Source organism: Arthrobacter sp. P1_H7 (assembly GCF_056405215.1).
This window is the reverse complement of record NZ_JBFUCO010000004.1, coordinates 236,246-253,370: the sequence shown is the minus strand read 5'-3', so window position 1 is coordinate 253,370 and position 17,125 is coordinate 236,246. Positions and strand designations below refer to the sequence as shown.

14 protein-coding genes are annotated in these 17,125 nt (G+C 68.9%); 10 read left to right on the top strand and 4 right to left on the bottom strand.

Translation table 11 applies throughout. From position 1 onward, the window contains the following. Positions 1 to 188 precede the first annotated feature (188 nt). The 7 genes from AC1DXI_RS04885 to dhaM all read left to right on the top strand — a co-directional run bounded on the left by AC1DXI_RS04885 (position 189) and on the right by dhaM (position 8,576). Positions 189 to 2,681, top strand: coding sequence for an ATP-dependent Clp protease ATP-binding subunit (locus tag AC1DXI_RS04885; RefSeq protein WP_476937676.1), 2,493 nt, complete (start codon positions 189 to 191; stop codon positions 2,679 to 2,681). 248 nt (positions 2,682 to 2,929) lie between these two features. After that, entirely contained in the window at positions 2,930 to 5,053 is a 2,124-nt protein-coding gene (locus AC1DXI_RS04880; protein WP_476937675.1) for a S9 family peptidase, read from the top strand. Positions 5,054 to 5,114: 61 nt separating this feature from the next. Beyond that, complete coding sequence (locus AC1DXI_RS04875) at positions 5,115 to 5,648, top strand: amino-acid N-acetyltransferase (protein WP_476937674.1); 534 nt, start codon at positions 5,115 to 5,117, stop codon at positions 5,646 to 5,648. Positions 5,649 to 5,835: 187 nt separating this feature from the next. Then, positions 5,836 to 6,117, top strand: a complete 282-nt coding sequence (locus AC1DXI_RS04870; RefSeq protein ID WP_476937673.1) for a hypothetical protein — start codon at positions 5,836 to 5,838, stop codon at positions 6,115 to 6,117. Between the two features lie 154 nt (positions 6,118 to 6,271). Next, on the top strand, positions 6,272 to 7,273 hold the full coding sequence (gene dhaK / locus AC1DXI_RS04865) for a dihydroxyacetone kinase subunit DhaK (RefSeq protein ID WP_476937672.1): 1,002 nt from the start codon (positions 6,272 to 6,274) through the stop codon (positions 7,271 to 7,273). Positions 7,274 to 7,275: 2 nt separating this feature from the next. Beyond that, entirely contained in the window at positions 7,276 to 7,908 is a 633-nt protein-coding gene (gene dhaL / locus AC1DXI_RS04860) for a dihydroxyacetone kinase subunit DhaL (RefSeq protein WP_026266688.1), read from the top strand. Beyond that, positions 7,905 to 8,576, top strand: a complete 672-nt coding sequence (dhaM, locus tag AC1DXI_RS04855) for a dihydroxyacetone kinase phosphoryl donor subunit DhaM (protein ID WP_476937671.1) — start codon at positions 7,905 to 7,907, stop codon at positions 8,574 to 8,576. Before dhaL ends, dhaM begins: the two co-directional genes overlap by 4 nt. A 3-nt stretch (positions 8,577 to 8,579) precedes the next feature. Here dhaM and AC1DXI_RS04850 read toward each other — a convergent pair whose 3' ends face one another. Further along, positions 8,580 to 9,077 carry a hypothetical protein gene (locus AC1DXI_RS04850; RefSeq protein WP_476937670.1) on the bottom strand — a complete coding sequence of 166 codons (498 nt, stop codon included), beginning with the start codon at positions 9,075 to 9,077 and terminating at the stop codon, positions 8,580 to 8,582. A 16-nt stretch (positions 9,078 to 9,093) separates the two neighbouring features. After that, positions 9,094 to 9,930 carry an HhH-GPD family protein gene (locus tag AC1DXI_RS04845; RefSeq protein WP_476937669.1) on the bottom strand — a complete coding sequence of 279 codons (837 nt, stop codon included), beginning with the start codon at positions 9,928 to 9,930 and terminating at the stop codon, positions 9,094 to 9,096. 293 nt (positions 9,931 to 10,223) lie between these two features. On the opposite strand from AC1DXI_RS04845, the gene AC1DXI_RS04840 reads away from it, so the two are divergent. Further along, positions 10,224 to 10,940, top strand: a complete 717-nt coding sequence (locus AC1DXI_RS04840; RefSeq protein ID WP_476937668.1) for a hypothetical protein — start codon at positions 10,224 to 10,226, stop codon at positions 10,938 to 10,940. A 272-nt stretch (positions 10,941 to 11,212) separates the two neighbouring features. Here the strand turns inward: AC1DXI_RS04840 and disA are convergent, their stop codons facing one another. Beyond that, positions 11,213 to 12,289 carry a DNA integrity scanning diadenylate cyclase DisA gene (gene disA, locus AC1DXI_RS04835; RefSeq protein ID WP_018774911.1) on the bottom strand — a complete coding sequence of 359 codons (1,077 nt, stop codon included), beginning with the start codon at positions 12,287 to 12,289 and terminating at the stop codon, positions 11,213 to 11,215. Positions 12,290 to 12,665: 376 nt separating this feature from the next. Between disA and AC1DXI_RS04830 the strand changes: the two genes are divergently transcribed. Together AC1DXI_RS04830 and AC1DXI_RS04825 are read left to right on the top strand one after the other, a co-directional pair. Beyond that, positions 12,666 to 14,279 (top strand): peptide chain release factor 3, encoded by a 1,614-nt coding sequence (locus AC1DXI_RS04830; RefSeq protein ID WP_018774910.1) that lies wholly within the window; start codon positions 12,666 to 12,668, stop codon positions 14,277 to 14,279. Positions 14,280 to 14,455: 176 nt separating this feature from the next. Continuing rightward, positions 14,456 to 15,814 carry a protein kinase domain-containing protein gene (locus tag AC1DXI_RS04825; RefSeq protein ID WP_476937667.1) on the top strand — a complete coding sequence of 453 codons (1,359 nt, stop codon included), beginning with the start codon at positions 14,456 to 14,458 and terminating at the stop codon, positions 15,812 to 15,814. Between the two features lie 25 nt (positions 15,815 to 15,839). Here the strand turns inward: AC1DXI_RS04825 and AC1DXI_RS04820 are convergent, their stop codons facing one another. Beyond that, positions 15,840 to 17,048, bottom strand: a complete 1,209-nt coding sequence (locus AC1DXI_RS04820) for a PucR family transcriptional regulator (RefSeq protein WP_018774908.1) — start codon at positions 17,046 to 17,048, stop codon at positions 15,840 to 15,842. Between the last annotated feature and the right edge of the window lie 77 nt (positions 17,049 to 17,125).

Genomic DNA, 17,125 nt, shown 5'->3' with positions numbered 1-17,125 from the left:
CGGTTGCGCCCGTCCGGAAGGCCCGGATCGGCCCGCCAGGAAGGGTTCCGGACGGTTCCTGCCTTCTGCCGGGGACACGGTCCGGGCAGGGATGCGCAACCCTCCGGTTTCCCCTGTGGCGAACAAGCCACAAATCTGGAACCCGGCCACGTAGCATCAAAGTACGTCGTAGCTAGGAGTGTGGCGAAATGTTTGAGCGATTTACGGACCGTGCCCGTCGCGTAGTTGTGCTTGCCCAAGAAGAGGCACGCATGCTGAACCACAATTACATTGGTACCGAACACATCCTCTTGGGTCTGATCCATGAGGGTGAAGGTGTTGCCGCCAAAGCCCTTGAATCCTTGAGCATTTCGCTCGACGGTGTCCGCGAACAGGTCCAGGAGATCATCGGCCAGGGCCAGCAGGCGCCCTCCGGCCACATCCCCTTTACCCCGCGCGCCAAGAAGGTTCTGGAGCTCTCGCTGCGCGAGGCCCTGCAGCTGGGCCATAACTACATTGGTACCGAGCACATCCTCCTCGGCCTCATCCGGGAGGGCGAAGGCGTTGCCGCCCAGGTGCTCGTCAAGCTCGGCGCAGACCTGAACCGGGTCCGCTCGCAGGTCATCCAGCTGCTCTCGGGTTACCAGGGCAAGGAAGCCACGGGCGCCGGTGTCGGCCCCGGACAGGCCGAGGGGACCCCGGCCGGGTCCGTTGTCCTGGACCAGTTCGGCCGCAACCTGACCCAGGCGGCGCGCGAGAACAAACTGGACCCCGTGATCGGCCGCGAGCAGGAAATGGAACGCGTCATGCAAGTCCTTTCCCGCCGCACCAAGAACAACCCCGTGCTGATCGGTGAGCCCGGCGTCGGCAAGACCGCCGTCGTCGAGGGCCTGGCCCAGGCGATCGTCCGCGGGGATGTCCCGGAGACCATCAAGGACAAGCAGCTTTACACGCTGGACCTCGGGTCCCTCGTGGCCGGCTCCCGCTACCGCGGCGACTTCGAAGAGCGCCTGAAGAAGGTCCTCAAGGAGATCCGCACCCGCGGCGACATCATCCTGTTCATCGATGAGATCCACACCCTGGTGGGTGCCGGTGCCGCCGAAGGCGCCATCGATGCGGCCTCGATCCTGAAGCCCATGCTGGCCCGCGGCGAACTCCAGACCATCGGGGCCACCACGCTGGACGAATACCGTAAGCACATCGAGAAGGATGCCGCGCTGGAGCGCCGCTTCCAGCCGATCCAGGTCAAGGAACCCTCGGTTGCGCACGCGATCGAGATCCTCAAGGGCCTCCGCGACCGGTATGAGGCACACCACCGGGTCACCATCACCGACGGCGCCCTCGCCTCGGCGGCGAGCCTTTCCGAGCGCTACATCTCGGACCGCTTCCTGCCGGACAAGGCGATCGACCTGATCGACGAGGCCGGTGCGCGGTTGCGCATCCGCCGCATGACTGCTCCGCCGGAGCTCAAGGTCATGGACGAGAAGATCGCCGCCATGAAGCTGGAGAAGGAATCCGCGATCGATGCGCAGGACTTCGAAGGTGCCGCGTCGCTGCGCGACAAGGAGCAGAAGCTCATTGCCGAGCGCGCCGAGAAGGAACGCCAGTGGAAGACCGGCGGCATGGACGACATCTCCGAAGTTGATGAGGACCTCATCGCCGAGGTGCTGGCGAACTCCACCGGCATCCCGGTCTTCAAGCTGACCGAGGAAGAGTCCTCGCGCCTGCTGAAGATGGAAGACGAGCTGCACAAGCGCGTGGTCGGCCAGAACGAGGCCATCAAGGCCCTGTCCCAGGCGATCCGGCGCACCCGTGCGGGCCTCAAGGACCCCAAGCGTCCGGGCGGTTCGTTCATCTTCGCCGGCCCCACCGGCGTCGGCAAGACCGAACTGGCCAAGGCCCTCGCCGAGTTCCTGTTCGGCGAGGAAGACGCGCTGATCACCCTGGACATGTCCGAGTACTCGGAGAAGCACACGGTGTCGCGGCTCTTCGGTGCCCCTCCGGGCTACGTGGGCTACGAGGAAGGCGGCCAGCTGACCGAGAAGGTCCGCCGTCGTCCGTTCTCCGTGGTCCTGTTCGACGAAGTGGAGAAGGCGCACGCCGATCTCTTCAACTCGCTGCTGCAGATCCTGGAAGACGGCCGCCTGACCGACTCCCAGGGCCGCGTGGTGGACTTCAAGAACACCGTGATCATCATGACCACGAACCTCGGCACCCGGGACATCTCCAAGAGCGTTGCCACCGGCTTCCAGTCGGGCACGGACACGCAGACCGGCTACAACCGGATGCGGGCCCGGGTCACGGAGGAGCTCAAGCAGCACTTCCGCCCCGAGTTCCTGAACCGTGTTGACGATGTTGTGGTCTTCCCGCAGCTGACCCAGGACGAGATCATCGAGATCGTGGACATGTTTGTCGGCCGCCTGGAGAAGCGCCTCAAGGACAAGGACATGGGCATCGAGCTCACGTCCGCGGCCAAGGTGCTCCTGGCAACCCGCGGCTACGACCCCGCCATGGGTGCCCGGCCGTTGCGCCGCACCATCCAGCGCGAGATCGAGGACCAGCTCTCCGAGAAGATCCTCTTCGGCGAGCTGCACTCCGGCGACATCGTGGTGGTGGATGTGGAAGGCGAAGGCGACGACGCGAAGTTCACCTTCGCCGGCAACGCCAAGCCGCGCATCCCGGAGATCGCTCCGAGCGTCTAAGCACCAAAAAGCCACGGCCCCGCTGCCCCGAAAGGGACAGCGGGGCCTTTGCTTTTTGCGCTGCCGTGCACCATTTGCCGGAGATGGCCGCTATGGGACCAGGCTTGGCGGCCATCTTCGGCGAATGGTGCCCGTGCTGAAGCGCTCCGATCCATCCCGCACGGTTCGGAAAGCCCGGATCTGAAAGCAGTGTTTCACTCTTAGTGAACGTTTTGTGATCGATGCCACATACGGTGTTGAATCGGTGCATGGCTGCTAAGGACTCAGAGACCCTGAGCGAACAACCCGAGACCCCCTTCCACGATCTGGACCACTACCTTGCGATCCCCAGAGTGAGCGGTTTGACGCTGAGCCCGGACGGCGCCCGGCTGGTGACCACCGTGGCGACCCTCGGCGCGAAGGGCACCGAATACTGCACCGCGCTGTGGGAGGTGGATCCGGGCGGGGTCAAACAGGCCCGCCGGATCACGCGCAGCGCCAAGGGGGAGGCGGGGGCGGTGTTTGCCGCCAGCGGCGACCTGTACTTCACCTCGGCCCGTCCCGATCCGGAGAGCCCCGAGGCCGACCCCGTCAACGCCCTCTGGATTCTCCCGTCCGACGGCGGCGAAGCCCGGGTGGCCTTGTCCCGCGCCGGCGGAATCGGCGGGATCCACGCCGCCAGGGACGCCGACACCGTGGTGGTCGCGGCCTCGGTGCTGGCCGGCTCCACGGACGAGGACAATGACGAGGAACGCCGCAAGGCGCGCAAGGACAACAAAGTCGCGGCCATCCTGCACAGCGGCTACCCCGTCCGTTACTGGGACGCGGACCTGGGCCCGGCGCAGCCGCGGCTGTTCGCCGTCGAACCCGGAGACCCGTTGGAGGCCGGAAAGCCGACCACCGTCGACGCCGCGGCGCCCCTCAAGCTCCGCAACCTGACGCCCGACGCCGGCACCCGGCTCAGGGACGCAGAATCGGTGCTCAGCCCGGACGGCAGAACCATTTACAGCAGCTTCGCGAAACCCCTCGCGAATGCCGATTCACGCTTCGTGCTGGTCGCCATCGACGTCGCCACCGGCACCCGGACGGTGTTGCTGGACACGGAAGGCCTGAGCTACTTTCCGGGCCCGGTGAGTCCGGACGGCCGGAGCCTGGTGGTGGTCAGTGAAAGCGACACCACGCCGCTGGCGGCCCCGCGGGTCTTGCTGCACCTCCTCGACGTCGCCGGCCCGGCGGCAGGGGACGGCGCCCTGACGCCGCTCGCCCATGACTGGGACCGCTGGGCCCGCCCCGCCGCGTGGCTGCCGGACGGATCGGCCCTGCTGGTCACCGCCGACGAGGATGGCGCATCGCCGGTATTCCGGATCGGTGTGGCCGGAGACCCGGGCGGGGCCGGCCAGGTGCTGCGCCTGACGGCCGACGCCGCGGCGTACACCGACGTCGTCGTCGCACCGGACGGACGCAGCGCCTACGCTCTGCGTAGCTCCTACGAATTCCCCGCGGAACCTGTACGGATCGACCTCGCCACCGGCGGCGGCGTCCGCCTGCCCGCGCCCGCGGAGCGCCCCCGCTTCAAGGGCACGCTGGAGCGCGTCGAGACGACGGCGGCCGACGGCGCCCGTGTGCCCGCGTACCTGGCCCTGCCCGAGGGCGCGTCCGCCGCAGACCCGGCTCCGCTGCTGCTGTGGATCCATGGCGGCCCGCTGGGGTCCTGGAACGCCTGGACCTGGCGCTGGAACCCGTGGCTGCTGGTGGCCCGCGGCTACGCGGTGCTGCTCCCGGACCCTGCCCTGTCCACCGGCTACGGCCAGGACCACATCCAGCGCGGCTGGGGGGAATGGGGCAAGGCTCCGTTCACCGACCTGATGGCCATCACCGACGCCGTCGTGCAGCGCCCCGATATCGACGAGACGCGCACGGCCGCCATGGGCGGCTCCTTCGGCGGGTACATGGCCAACTGGGTGGCCGGGCATACGGACCGCTTCAAGGCAATCGTCACGCACGCCAGCCTCTGGGCGCTGGACCAGTTCGGCCCCACCACCGACGCCGCGCAGTACTGGCTCAAGGAGATGACGGCAGAGATGGCGCTGGAGAACTCCCCGCATCTGCACGTGGAGAACATCCGCACTCCCGTGCTGGTCATCCATGGTGACAAGGACTACCGTGTGCCGATCGGCGAGGGGCTCCGGCTCTGGTACGAACTGCTCGCCAAGTCGCAACTGGCGGCGGACGGGAACGGCGAAACGGACCACCGTTTCCTGTACTTCCCGGACGAGAACCACTGGATCCTGCAGCCGCAGCACGCCAAGGTCTGGTACGGCGTCGTGGAGCACTTCCTGGCCAGGAACCTGCTGGACAAGGACGTTCCCGTGCCCGACGAACTCGGTCTCTGACGCCCCGGGGCCTGAGCCGGCAGGAGGCCGGCCGGGCCCGGGGCACCCGTAAGATTGGGCTGTGACTGAGACCGTGACTGAGACCGCGACGGAGACGATCCGCATCCGCCCCGCCCGCACCGACGACGTTGGCGCCATCAAGACACTCGTGGCGCCGCTGGCCGACCAGCGGATCCTCATGGCCAAGGAAACCGTGGCCTACTACGAAAGCCTGCAGGAGTTCCGGATCGCCGAATCCGGAGACGGCGAGGTGATCGGCTGCGGGGCGCTGCACGTCATGTGGGAGGACCTCGCCGAGGTCCGCACCCTCGCGGCCTCGGACGCCTGGCGCGGCAAAGGCGTGGGCCACGCGCTGGTGGAGCGTCTTCTGGAGGATGCCCGCGCGCTGGGAGTCTCCCGGGTCTTCTGCCTGACGTTCGAGGTGGAGTTCTTCAAGAAGCACGGCTTTGAAGTCATGGCCGACCAGACCGCCGTCGACCCCGTGGTGTATTCCGAGCTCCTGCGCTCGCATGACGAAGGCGTGGCCGAGTTCCTGGACCTGGCGCGGGTCAAACCGAACACGCTGGGCAACACCAGGATGATCAAGGAGCTGTAGCGGCGCCGGGTTGCGGCTGCCCCGGGCGGCGCCCGGCCGCCCCGAGGCGGAGTCCGGCCGGCGCCGGCGGCAGCCAGGAAATCGACGTCCACGCTGGGCTTCCCTTCAATAAATTTGATGGATAAACTGATGTCGGCCCAGGGGGTGGGCCGCCATACTTCCGGAGGCACAAAAATTGCACAAAGACGTGATTTTTCCCGATCTCTCCGCAATCCACAGGCCGATCGCCAGCGCTCCGGCAGGTCCGCCGGACCAGCCGCTGGAAGCGCTGCCGCCCGAACCCGCCAACCGCTCCTCGCCCGGCACCGGCGCTCCCGTGACGGGGCAAACCGCCGGTCCGGTATCTGCCGCGTCAGTACCGCCGGCCACGTCCCGCACCCGAAAGGGCCGGCTCGCGGCGCCGCCGTTCTCATGGCTGGGCGTCGACGCCTGGCCGCATTCTCCGGCGTGGGCCGACCAACAAGCCTGAAGCGCCGGAGTCCGGAACGCGCGGCCGACGCCGCCGCCCCGGGATTCGCAGCCCGCCAGGGGGCCCGGGCGGAGGAATCGGGAGCCTACCGCCGGCCGTGCCCCGGTAGTAGGGTCTAAGCAAGCAGCCAGGACACCATCCAGGGAGCACCGCCATGAAGAAACTCATCAATGATCCCAAAGCCGTGGTCGACGAGTCAGTGGAAGGGTTCGGGCTTGCTCACGCCGACCTCGTGACCGTCTTTCCGGACCCGAAATACATCGTGCGCAAGGACGCCCCCGTGCCAGGGAAAGTCGGGCTCGTCTCCGGCGGCGGCAGCGGACACGAGCCGCTGCACGGCGGGTACGTCGGCATGGGCATGCTCGACGCCGCCGTCCCGGGTGCCGTGTTCACCTCGCCCACCCCGGACCAGATCCTGCCGGCCACGCTCGCCGTAAGCTCCGGCGCCGGCGTCGTGCACATCGTGAAGAACTACACCGGTGACGTCCTGAACTTCGAAACCGCCGCCGAACTCGCGCAGGCCGAAGGCGTCGAGATCCGCACCGTGCTCGTCAACGACGACGTCGCCGTGCAGGATTCGCTGTACACGGCCGGGCGCCGGGGCGTCGGCGGCACCGTCCTGGTCGAGAAAATCGCCGGTGCGGCCGCCGAGCGGGGTGACAATCTGGACGCCGTCGCCGCGATCGGTGACCGCGTCAACCGGAACGTGCGCAGCATGGGCGTGGCGTTGTCTGCCTGCACCGTCCCGCATGCCGGGGTGCCCAGTTTCGAGCTCGAGGAAAACGAGATCGAGATCGGCATCGGCATCCACGGCGAGCCGGGACGGCACCGCATCCCGATGGAAAACGCCGACGGCATCACCGACCGCCTCCTGGACCCGGTGGTCAGCGACCTTGGCCTCGCTTCCGGGGACCAGGTGCTCCTGTTCGTCAACGGCATGGGCGGCACCCCGCAAAGCGAGCTGTACATCGTTTACCGCCGGGCCGCGCAGAAACTGGCCGAGCAGGGCGTCACCGTGGCCCGCTCCCTCGTGGGCAACTTCATCACGTCCCTCGAAATGCAGGGCTGCTCCATCACTGTCCTGCGCCTCGATGACGAGATGACAACACTCTGGGACGCTCCCGTGCACACTCCGGCCCTTCGCTGGGGCGTCTGACCGTGGGCTTGGACGTCGGCTGGGCGGTGCGGTGGCTGACGCTTTCGGCGCAGGCCATGGCGGAGCACCGGGTGGAGCTGATCGAGCTGGACCGGCCGATCGGTGACTCGGACCACGGCGAGAACATGGACCGCGGCTTCAAGGCCGTGATGGACAAGCTTGCCGAGGCGCCGCCGGAAACCCCGGCCGCGGCCCTGAAGCTGACGGCCATGACGCTGATGTCCAAGGTCGGCGGGGCTGCCGGCCCGCTCTACGGCACGGCGTTCCTGAGGGCCGCCACGGCGCTGGGTGAGGCCTCCGACGTCGACGCCGCCACTCTCGCTGCCGCGCTGCAGGCCGCCCGCGACGGGATCGTGGCCCGCGGCAAGGCCGAATCCGGGGACAAGACCATGGTGGACGCGTGGACGCCCGCGATTGAGGCGGCCGCCGCTGCGGCTGGCGACGGCGACGGCGACGTTAGAAAGGTGCTGCTTGCCGCGGCGGAGGCCGCCGAGGCCGGCGCCGTGTCCACGGATCCGATGCTCGCCCGCAAGGGACGTGCCAGCTACCTGGGGGAGCGCAGCATCGGCCACCGCGACCCCGGAGCGGTCTCCAGCGCGCTGATTCTGCGCGCCGCGGCCGGAGCGGCCGAATGACAGTCCGGCTGGTGGTCGTCTCGCACAGCTCCAAGATCGCGGACGGCGCCGCCGAGCTCGCCGCGCAGATGGCACCCGACGTCCTGATCCTCCCCGCCGGCGGCACCGACGACGGCCGCATCGGCACGAGTTTGGACAAGGTAATGGCGGCCCTGGAGCAGGCTGCCGGTGACGGAGTGGTGGTGCTCGCCGACCTCGGCTCCGCGGTGATGACGGCCGAGTCCGCTGCGGAGTTTGCAGCCGATCCAGGATCGGTGCTGATCGCCGACGCGCCCATCGTCGAAGGACTCGTCGCGGCCGCGGTGGCTGCCCAGGCAGGGGCCGAAGCGGCGGCGGTGAAGGACGCGGCGGAGGCCGTCTACCGGCCCCCGGCCCACCCCGCGGAGGCGGCGCATGTGCACCAGCAGCCGCCGGACGCCACCGGGGACTTTGAGCTCGTCAACCAGGCCGGCATGCATGCCCGGCCGGCAGCGAAGATCGCCGGAGGCCTGTCCGCCATGGACGCCGAGGTGACCGTGAACGGCGCCGATGGCGCCTCCATGACCGAGCTCATGATGCTTGCCGCCGGCAAGGGAACCGTCCTGCATGTGGAGGCCAGCGGCCCGGACGCCGCCAAGGCGGTCGGCTACCTGGAACGCCTGGTCGGCTCGGGATTCGGAGAGCCGTAGGCGCTAGGGTGCCTGGCGGAGGCCGGCCGCGTCGAGCACAACACTGGCGGTAATGAAGGTTCCGCATTGCTCACCAAACGGGTGCGCCGCCCGGGGCGTGAACGCCGCGGTCCGGGCCGGCAGCGGGTTCCCGGCGGCATCCGTGCCCGTGGCCGTTACCTCGATCCGGCTGGCGCTCAGCGTCTCCATCATCAGCATTCCGGTCAGGGTGCCGTCGGGCGAAGAAGTGGCTGAGCAGACGCCGTCGCCGCCGTAGGGGCCAGGCTCGCAGCCCTGGTCCACGGCCGTGCTTCCGGGGACCAGGTCGAGGTCCGCCTCCTTGCAGCGGCCGTCCTGGCAGGCGGCCAGGTGGATGGCCCGCACTGACGGGGCGTACTCCCGGTCCACCGTCAGCGACACAACGGGCGCCTGGGCTATCGCCGGGCAGGCGGCCTCGGGCCGGCACGAGGCAGCCAGGACTGCGGTGAGGACCAGCACGGCCGCGGCCGCCAGCTTGCGCATGCTCCAGCGTAGATCCTCAGCCCGGGAGCCGGAAGCCGCCCTGGTGCAGTTCGGCGAGGCCGTCGCCCAGCAGCCCGGCCAGCGCCCGTTCCAGCTGCTCGGGGGCCGCGTTGAGCCGGTGCAGGGCCGCGAGCGGGATGCCGATGCCCTGCGGTTCGAAGCCCAGGTCAGCGGGGGCCTGGTGGAACAGGACCGGCGCCACGGGCTCCTCGGCTGCCCGCAGGACGGCCATCACGGCGCCGCGCACCTGCCGGTCCGTGCCGTGCCAGGCCTGTCCCTTGGGCGTGTACGTTGGCGCCGGCTCGCCGGCCGCCAGCCAGGCGCAGGACTCCCGGACAGGGCACTGGCCGCACTTGGGGGCCCGTGCAGTGCAGACCAGGGCGCCGAGTTCCATGACGGCGGCGTTCCAGCGCACCGAGGCGCCGGGGCGGTCCGGGAGCAGCGACGCCGCCAGCCGCATTTCGGCGGCGGTCAGGGCCTGCGCCGGCAGGGCCGAGCCGCTGACCAGCCGCGCGTGGACCCGGCGGATGTTGGTGTCCACCACCGTTTCGCGGCGTCCGTAGGCGAACGCCGCGACGGCCGCGGCCGTGTAGCTGCCCACGCCGGGTAGATCCAGGAGTTCGGCGTAGGTGCCGGGGACGGCCCCGCCATGGCTGTCCCTGATGGCGACGGCGGCGGCATGTAGGCGCAGGGCGCGCCGCGGATACCCGAGCCGGCCCCAGGACCGGACGGCCTCCCCGGCGGGTTCGCCGGCCAGATCGGCCGGTTCGGGCCAGCGGCGCAGCCACTCCTCCCAGACTGGCAGGACCCGGACCACCGGCGTCTGCTGGAGCATCACCTCGCTGACCAGCACACCCCAGGGCGTGCACTCCGAGGCCCGCCACGGCAGTTCCCTGGCGTTGGACGCGAACCAGTCATCCAGGGCCGCATGCAGGGCAGGGAGATCGGCGGCGCGGGCGGGCGCCCCGGCAGGCAGGGGCGCCCCGGTGGGCAGGGGTGCCCGCGGTGCCGCGGCGGATACGGGGGGCGTTGGGGTTAGAGTTTCGATCCATTCAGCGTAATAGATCGGGGTAACGGATCGGGACGGCGTCAGGTACCGCGGCGTGGTCGGGCGCCATAGCCCGCGCGGTTCTCTAGGCTAGAAGTATGGTCAGGCAAGGCACTTCAGGTACGGGCGGTTCGCGGCCGAAAGCTTCGGCCCCACGACAATCCGGACGCACATCCGGACGGCCCCCGCTCCGCCGGGTCTACCGCCGCCGCCGGCTGTTTGCGGGGGTGGTCCTGCTGCTCGTCATCGCCGTGGCCTTCGGCGGCTTTGTGGCGGTCTCCAATGCCATGGGCGGCGGCCAGCCTTCCGGCGCCCAGCAGTCCGGGGCCGGAGCTACACCAGCGGCCAGCCCGCTTGCCTCTGCGTCGGGGAGTCCCACAGCGTCCGGGGAGGCGTCGGCCTCACCCACGGCCACATCGGGCGAGGGCTGCGAGCAGAATCTGATCACCGTCACGGCTTCCACCGACAAACCGGCTTACGCCGCCGGTGAGCAGCCGCTGCTGAGCCTCACGGTGACCAACAACAACAAGGTGCCGTGCGAGGTCAACCTCGGAACGTCGCAGATGGAGTACATGATCACCAGCGGCTCGGACCGGATCTTCTCCTCCAGGGACTGCCAGGCGGAGAGCGCGGACCTGATGAAGACCATTGCTCCGGGCAAGAGTGAAACGGCGAACTTCCCGTGGCAGCGCAACCGCACGGTGCAGGGCTGTGAGCCCGTCGAGGCTACCCCCGGAGCCGGCGGCGCCTATTACGTCTTCACCGCCCGGCTGGCGAACAAGAACAGCCCCAAGGCCGTGTTCCAGCTCAGCTGACCCGGTAACGCCCGTCGATTGCTCCCCACCGGCACCCTCGCCTCGCAAGCTCGGCCCGGTAACGCCCGTCGATTGCTCCCCACCTGTTCCCTCGCCTCGCAAGCTCGGCCAGGGAACCCCCGTCGATTGCTCCCCACCGGCACCCTCGCCTCGCAAGCTCGGCCAGGGAACCCTGCCGGCGTGGGCCCAGGTGCCGTTTTGGGCGCTCAAAAGGGCACGTTCGGAGCAATCGACGGGTTTTGGAGGGGGTTGGACGGGGTTTTTGGGTGTGGTTAGAGGAAGCGGTCCAGCAGGCTGGCCTCGGCCATGCGGCTCAGGCCTTCCCTGACGGTCCTGGCGCGCTGGTCACCGATCCCGTCCACGGTCATGAGGTCATCGATCGTTGCCGCCATCAGGAACTGCAGGCCGCCAAAGTGGTCGACGAGCCGGTCGGCGACGGCCTTCGGCACGGCCTTGAGTCCGGAGAGCAGACGGTAGCCGCGCGGCTGCACGACGGCGTCGAGGTTGGCCTCGCCGCCGGCGAAGCCGACGATCCCGGCGATCTTGCCCAGGTCGATCAGCTCGGTTGGGCCCAGGCTGACGAGGGCCTTGACGGCTTTGTCGATGTCCTCCGCTGTTGCGGCCGGCCCGGAGTAGTCGCGGATGATGACGTCGCTGCCCGGGCCGCGGCCGACGGTGAGCTCGTCCAGCTGCAGCGAGAGCAGGCGGCCGTCCTCGCCCAGTTCCAGGACGTACTGGGATATTTCCTCGGAGATCCTGCGCACCATTTCCTGGCGCTGCAGGGTGACCGCGACGTCACGGACCGTCACCATGGCCTCGATTTCCAGGGCGGAGAGCGAGCTGGTGACCTGGTCCAGGCGCGAGCGGTAGCGCTCCAGGGTTGCCAGTGCCTGGTTGGCACGGGCCAGGACCTTCTCGGAGCCCTCCAGGACGTGGCGCAGCCCGTGCACGTACAGCGCGATGATCTGCATTGACTGGCTGACCGAAATGACCGGGACGCCCGTCTGGATGGCCACCCGTTCCGCGGTCCGGTGCCTGGTGCCCGATTCCTGAGTTTCGATGCTCGAGTCCGGGACGAGCTGGACCGCCGCGCGCAGGATGTTGCTGGCATCCTTGTCGCAGACGATGGCGCCGTCCATCTTCGCCAGTTCCCGCAGCCGGGTGGGGGAGAAGTCGATGCCGATCTCGAAGCCGCCCGAACAGATGGACTCGATGGTCCTGTCGATGCCAAGCACGATCAGCGCGCCGGTCCGGCCGCGGAGGATGCGTTCCAGGCCGTCGCGGAGGGCTGTGCCCGGTGCCACCCTGGCCAGGGTCGCCTTGAGCGCATCTTCAGGGCTCCGAGCCATAGATTTCCCTTCAAAGGTGCAGGGACGAGCCTGCAAGTGCGCCGGATTCCAGGGTCTCCCGGCAGGATCAAAGTACTCAGTTCCCCGCTCTCCCCATGATAGGGGTAAAGCGTGGCCACTTCCGCACAGGCAAGCCTTAAAGTGGTCCATTATGGCGTGCCGCCGCGGGCCTCCGGAAGGGCTGCCCCGGGTGCCGTCCGGGACGGCATTTTGGCGCCGGAAGGCCGCCGCCTCGCGCGCCGGCCTCCGGCAGCTTCGTGCGCGGTCCGGCCGCCGCTTCGTCCGCGGTCCGCGGCCTGCGATAAACTTGGATCCTTGGGTGTACCGCGGGCTCTCCGCGCCGTGACCCGTCCACTGCCGCAGCGAAAGTAGCATCGTGTCTCAAGAAGTCCTCAGCCCCGCCCGAGTCCAGGAGATTCACAAGCAGGCGGCCCGGCGCCGGACTTTCGCGGTCATTTCGCACCCCGACGCCGGCAAATCCACGCTGACGGAGGCCCTGGCGCTGCACGCAAAGGTGATCGGCACGGCCGGCGCCTCCAGCGGAAAGGCCAACCGCAAGGAGACGGTCTCGGACTGGATGCAGATGGAAAAGGACCGCGGCATCTCCATCAGCTCCGCCGCTCTGCAGTTCGCCTACCGGGACACCGTCATCAACCTCCTGGACACCCCGGGCCACGCCGACTTCTCCGAGGACACCTACCGCGTGCTCGCGGCCGTTGACTGTGCCGTCATGCTGGTCGACGCCGCGAAGGGCCTGGAAACCCAGACCATGAAGCTCTTCGAGGTCTGCAAGCAGCGCAACCTGCCCATCATCACTGTCATCAACAAGTGGGACCGGCCCGGCCTGGACGCCCTGGCCCTGATGGACGAGATCACCGAGCGCACCGGCCTGCAGCCGATGCCGCTGACCTGGGCCGTTGGCATCTCCGGCGACTTCCGCGGCGTCTGGGACCTGCGCAATGACCGCTTCGCGCAGTTCAAGCGCAACAACGCCGGCGCCAATATCGCGCTCACCGAGTACTTCACCCCCGACGAGGCCGCCGCCAGCCAGGGTGACGACTGGTCCAACGCCGTGGACGAGGCCGGGCTGGTCATCGAATCCAACCTGGCGTTCGACGTCGAGGCCTTCCACGCCGGCAAGGCGACGCCGATCCTCTTCAGCTCGGCCGCGCTGAACTTCGGCGTCAAGGAAATCCTCGACGCCCTCGTCGACTTCGCCCCGCCCGCTGCCCCGCGGCCCGACGTCGACGGCGACCCCCGCCCCGTGGATGCCCCGTTCGCCGGATTCGTCTTCAAGGTCCAGGCCGGCATGAACAAGGCCCACCGCGACCACGTTGCCTTCATCCGTGTGTGCTCCGGCATGTTCGAGCGCGGGATGGTGGTCACCCAGACCCGTACGGGGAAGTCCTTCGCCACCAAGTACGCCCAGCAGGTCTTCGGCCGCGAACGCGAGGTGATCGACGAAGCCTTCCCGGGCGACGTGGTGGGCCTCGTGAACGCCTCCTCCCTCCGGGTGGGGGACAGCCTGTTCCTGGACCAGCCCGTGGAATTCCCGGCGATCCCGCTGTTCGCCCCGGAGCACTTCCAGGTGGCGCGCTCCAAGGACCCGAGCCGGTTCAAGCAGTTCCGCCGCGGCATCGAACAACTCGAGCACGAGGGCGTCATCCAGGTGCTCCGCTCCGACATTCGCGGTGACCAGGCGCCCGTGCTTGCCGCCGTCGGCCCCATGCAGTTCGAGGTGGTCGAAGACCGCATGGCGCATGACTTCAGCGCCCCGATGCGGCTGGAACGGCTCCCGTACTCCATGGCCCGGATTTCGACCGCCGACGCCATGCCGGCGCTGGCCAACGTCCCCGGCGCCGAGGTCCTGTTGCGCTCCGACGGGGAATACCTGGCCCTGTTCAACGACGTCTGGGCCCTGCGCCGGATCGAAAAGAACCACCCCGACCTCACCCTGGTGCCGATTGGGACCCACAACCCCGCAAAGTAGCGCAAGGCGGCGGACCGAAAGGCTCCTGGGAAGTCTTCCGTAATCCGGTTTCCGCGTTATGATAAGTAAGCTTGCTTACGATGCGGGTGCCGGGGTTTGTTTTCTCCGGCTTTGGACTGATCCGCCCGATTCCAGCGGCGGCCCCATTAGAGGGACCACGTAGACCTTTGACAACCATGGACCCCGGTTTCCTGCTCAGTGGACGCTACCGGATCGAAGAACTCATTGGCCGGGGCAGCCAGTCGAGCGTATACCGTGCCACGGACGAAGTCCTGGGACGCGAAGTGGCTGTCAAACTCTTCCGCGACGGCACTGTGGACGAAGAACGGACCCGCCGGCAAAGCGATGAAGTGCGGATCCTGGCAGGGATGGCCCACCACGCCCTCGTGACACTGTTCGACGCCGGGACTGACCTGAGCGATCCGACCCGCCGGCTCAGCTATCTGGTGATGGAACTCGTCCGCGGCCCCGACCTCCGCCGCCGCTCGGCTGAGGGCCCGCTGTCAGCAGCCCACATGGCGCTGATCGGACACGATCTCGCCGACGGTCTTGCGCATATCCACCACCACGGCATCATCCACCGGGATGTCAAGCCGGCCAACATCCTGCTCGTGGACTACAGCGTCGAGGACCGGCGCGCCCGCGCCAAGCTCAGCGACTTCGGCGTGGCCATCACCATCCGCGAAGGTCACCACGGCGACCCCGATGACAGCTCCGGCACCCCGGCCTACCTCAGCCCCGAACAGGCCGCCGGCGAACCGGCCGGGCCCGCCAGCGACGTCTATTCGCTGGGGCTGGTCCTGCTGGAAGGCCTGACCGGGAAAATGGCATACCCCGGCGCGCCGGTGCAGTCCGCCCTGGCCCGGCTGCTCCACGACCCGGACATCCCCGAAGACATCGCGCCCCTGTGGGCTGCCCTGCTGACCTCCATGCTGGACAGGGATCCCGCGGCCCGCCCGCCGGCCCGGGAAGTGTCCCTGGCCCTGCGCCAGGAAGTCATCAACGGCACGGGACGCCGCCGCCGGGACCCGGCCGAGCTGTTGACCGACGAAGAAGGGCGCATGCGGGCGGTCGAGCGGTACCGGATCCTGGACACTCCCGCGGACGGCGCGTTCGACCGGATCGCGGCGCTGGCCGCACGCATGTTCTCGGTGCCGGTGGCGATTGTCAGCGTTGTGGACCATGACCGCATCTGGTTCAAGTCCCACCACGGCACCGACGTCACGGAAATCGGCCGGGACCCCGGATTGTGCGCCTCCGCCGTCCTGCAGGGCGATGCCTGGATTGTCCGGGACGCCATCAACGATCCCCGGACGCTCTCCAACCCGCTCGTGGCAGGCGAGTTCGGCCTGCAGTTCTATGCGGGGGTGCCGCTGCGCACTCCGGACGGCTACAACCTGGGCACCTTCTGCATCCTGGACCGTGAGCCCCGCGAGTTCAGCGATGAGGACACTGCTGCGCTGGAGGATCTGGCGGCGCTCGTGATGCACGACCTGGAGCTGCGGCTCCACAGCCGGCGGGCGCTCGCCGGGTAACCTGCGGTCCGCCTGACGGGCTGGCCTACCGCCGGCCGGCGTGCAGGGCCAGTTCGAGTTCGAAGCGCGCCGTTGGATCCTCGAGGGCGTCGCCGAAGAGCTCGCGCAGCTGGGCTGCCCGGTAGCCCACGGTCTGCGGGTGGATCCCAAGTTCGGCGGCCACGGGCGCCCGCTGGCCCCAGTGGCGCAGCCAGGAGAGCAGAGTTTCGGCAAGCCGGTCGCGCTGGGCGGGCCGGAGCCCTTCCAGCGGCGCGAGCCGGCGGTTGGCGAGTTCGGTGATCGCCGAGGGTTCCGCGCCGAGAATCACCTGCGCCAGGTGCTCGTCGGCCCAGATCGGGGGATCGTCCGGCCCCTCCCGCGGAGGCAGCGCGGCGGCCGCCAGCACGGCCAGCCGCAGCGAGTCCGGAACCCTCTCCCAGCCCCCGGCCGGTCCCACGGAAGCGCCGCGCCCCTTCAGGGCACGGTCCAGGTCGTCCCGGGCGGAGCGCGAGACCCGCGCCGGCACCAGGGCCACAACATCGGTCTCGCGCTCAATGACAAGGGTGCCCGGACCCAGGCGCAGCCGCAGCCCGGCCGCCCGGTCCAGCGGCAGCGTCACCACCGCCATGCGCTGGGGCAGGGACCAGTCCGCCATCGCCGCCGTTTGGCGCAGGGCCGCCTCGTCGGCCTGGCCGAGCAGGAGCAGGTCCAGCAGTTCGGTGCGCCGCCGGTCCACCGCGCCGGCCCGTTCGGACTGTTCAAAGGCGTAGGCCTCGGCGCTGACCGCCGACAGCTCATCGATGTACGCGAGGATCGATTCGCCCAGATCCACCACGACGCCCTGGCCCAGATGGTGTTCCACTGAGACTTTGGACATCTCCCGGAAGGTCACGCGGGCGCCCATCCGGTAGGCGCTCAGGAGCGCGTCCATGCTCCGCCCCTGCCGGAACTCGCCGCTGCCCAACCCGGCCACCAGCTCCCGGCTTTCCTCGGACAACGCCGGCAGCCGGGTCCCGGGCAACTGCAGGAACCGGTCCAGCGCCGCGGCCACACCCCTGCGCAGCCCCCTGCCGAAGCGCCCCTCAATCGGCCTGGCGTACGCCGGGACGAGCTGCGGGACGGCCTCGATGATGGCCTCGACAATGCCGGGCATCCGCGGACGCAGCATGTCGCTGACCTCCCGCGGCAGGGCCAGCCAGGGAGGATCGTAGGCGGGGACGGGGCCGGCAGGCTCCCGAGCAGGGGATACGTTCATGGACAGTCCGATGAGTTGTTGCAGCGGGATAGTTTTCTCGAGTCGATCGTATGCCTTGAGTGAAGAAGTATGGCGCA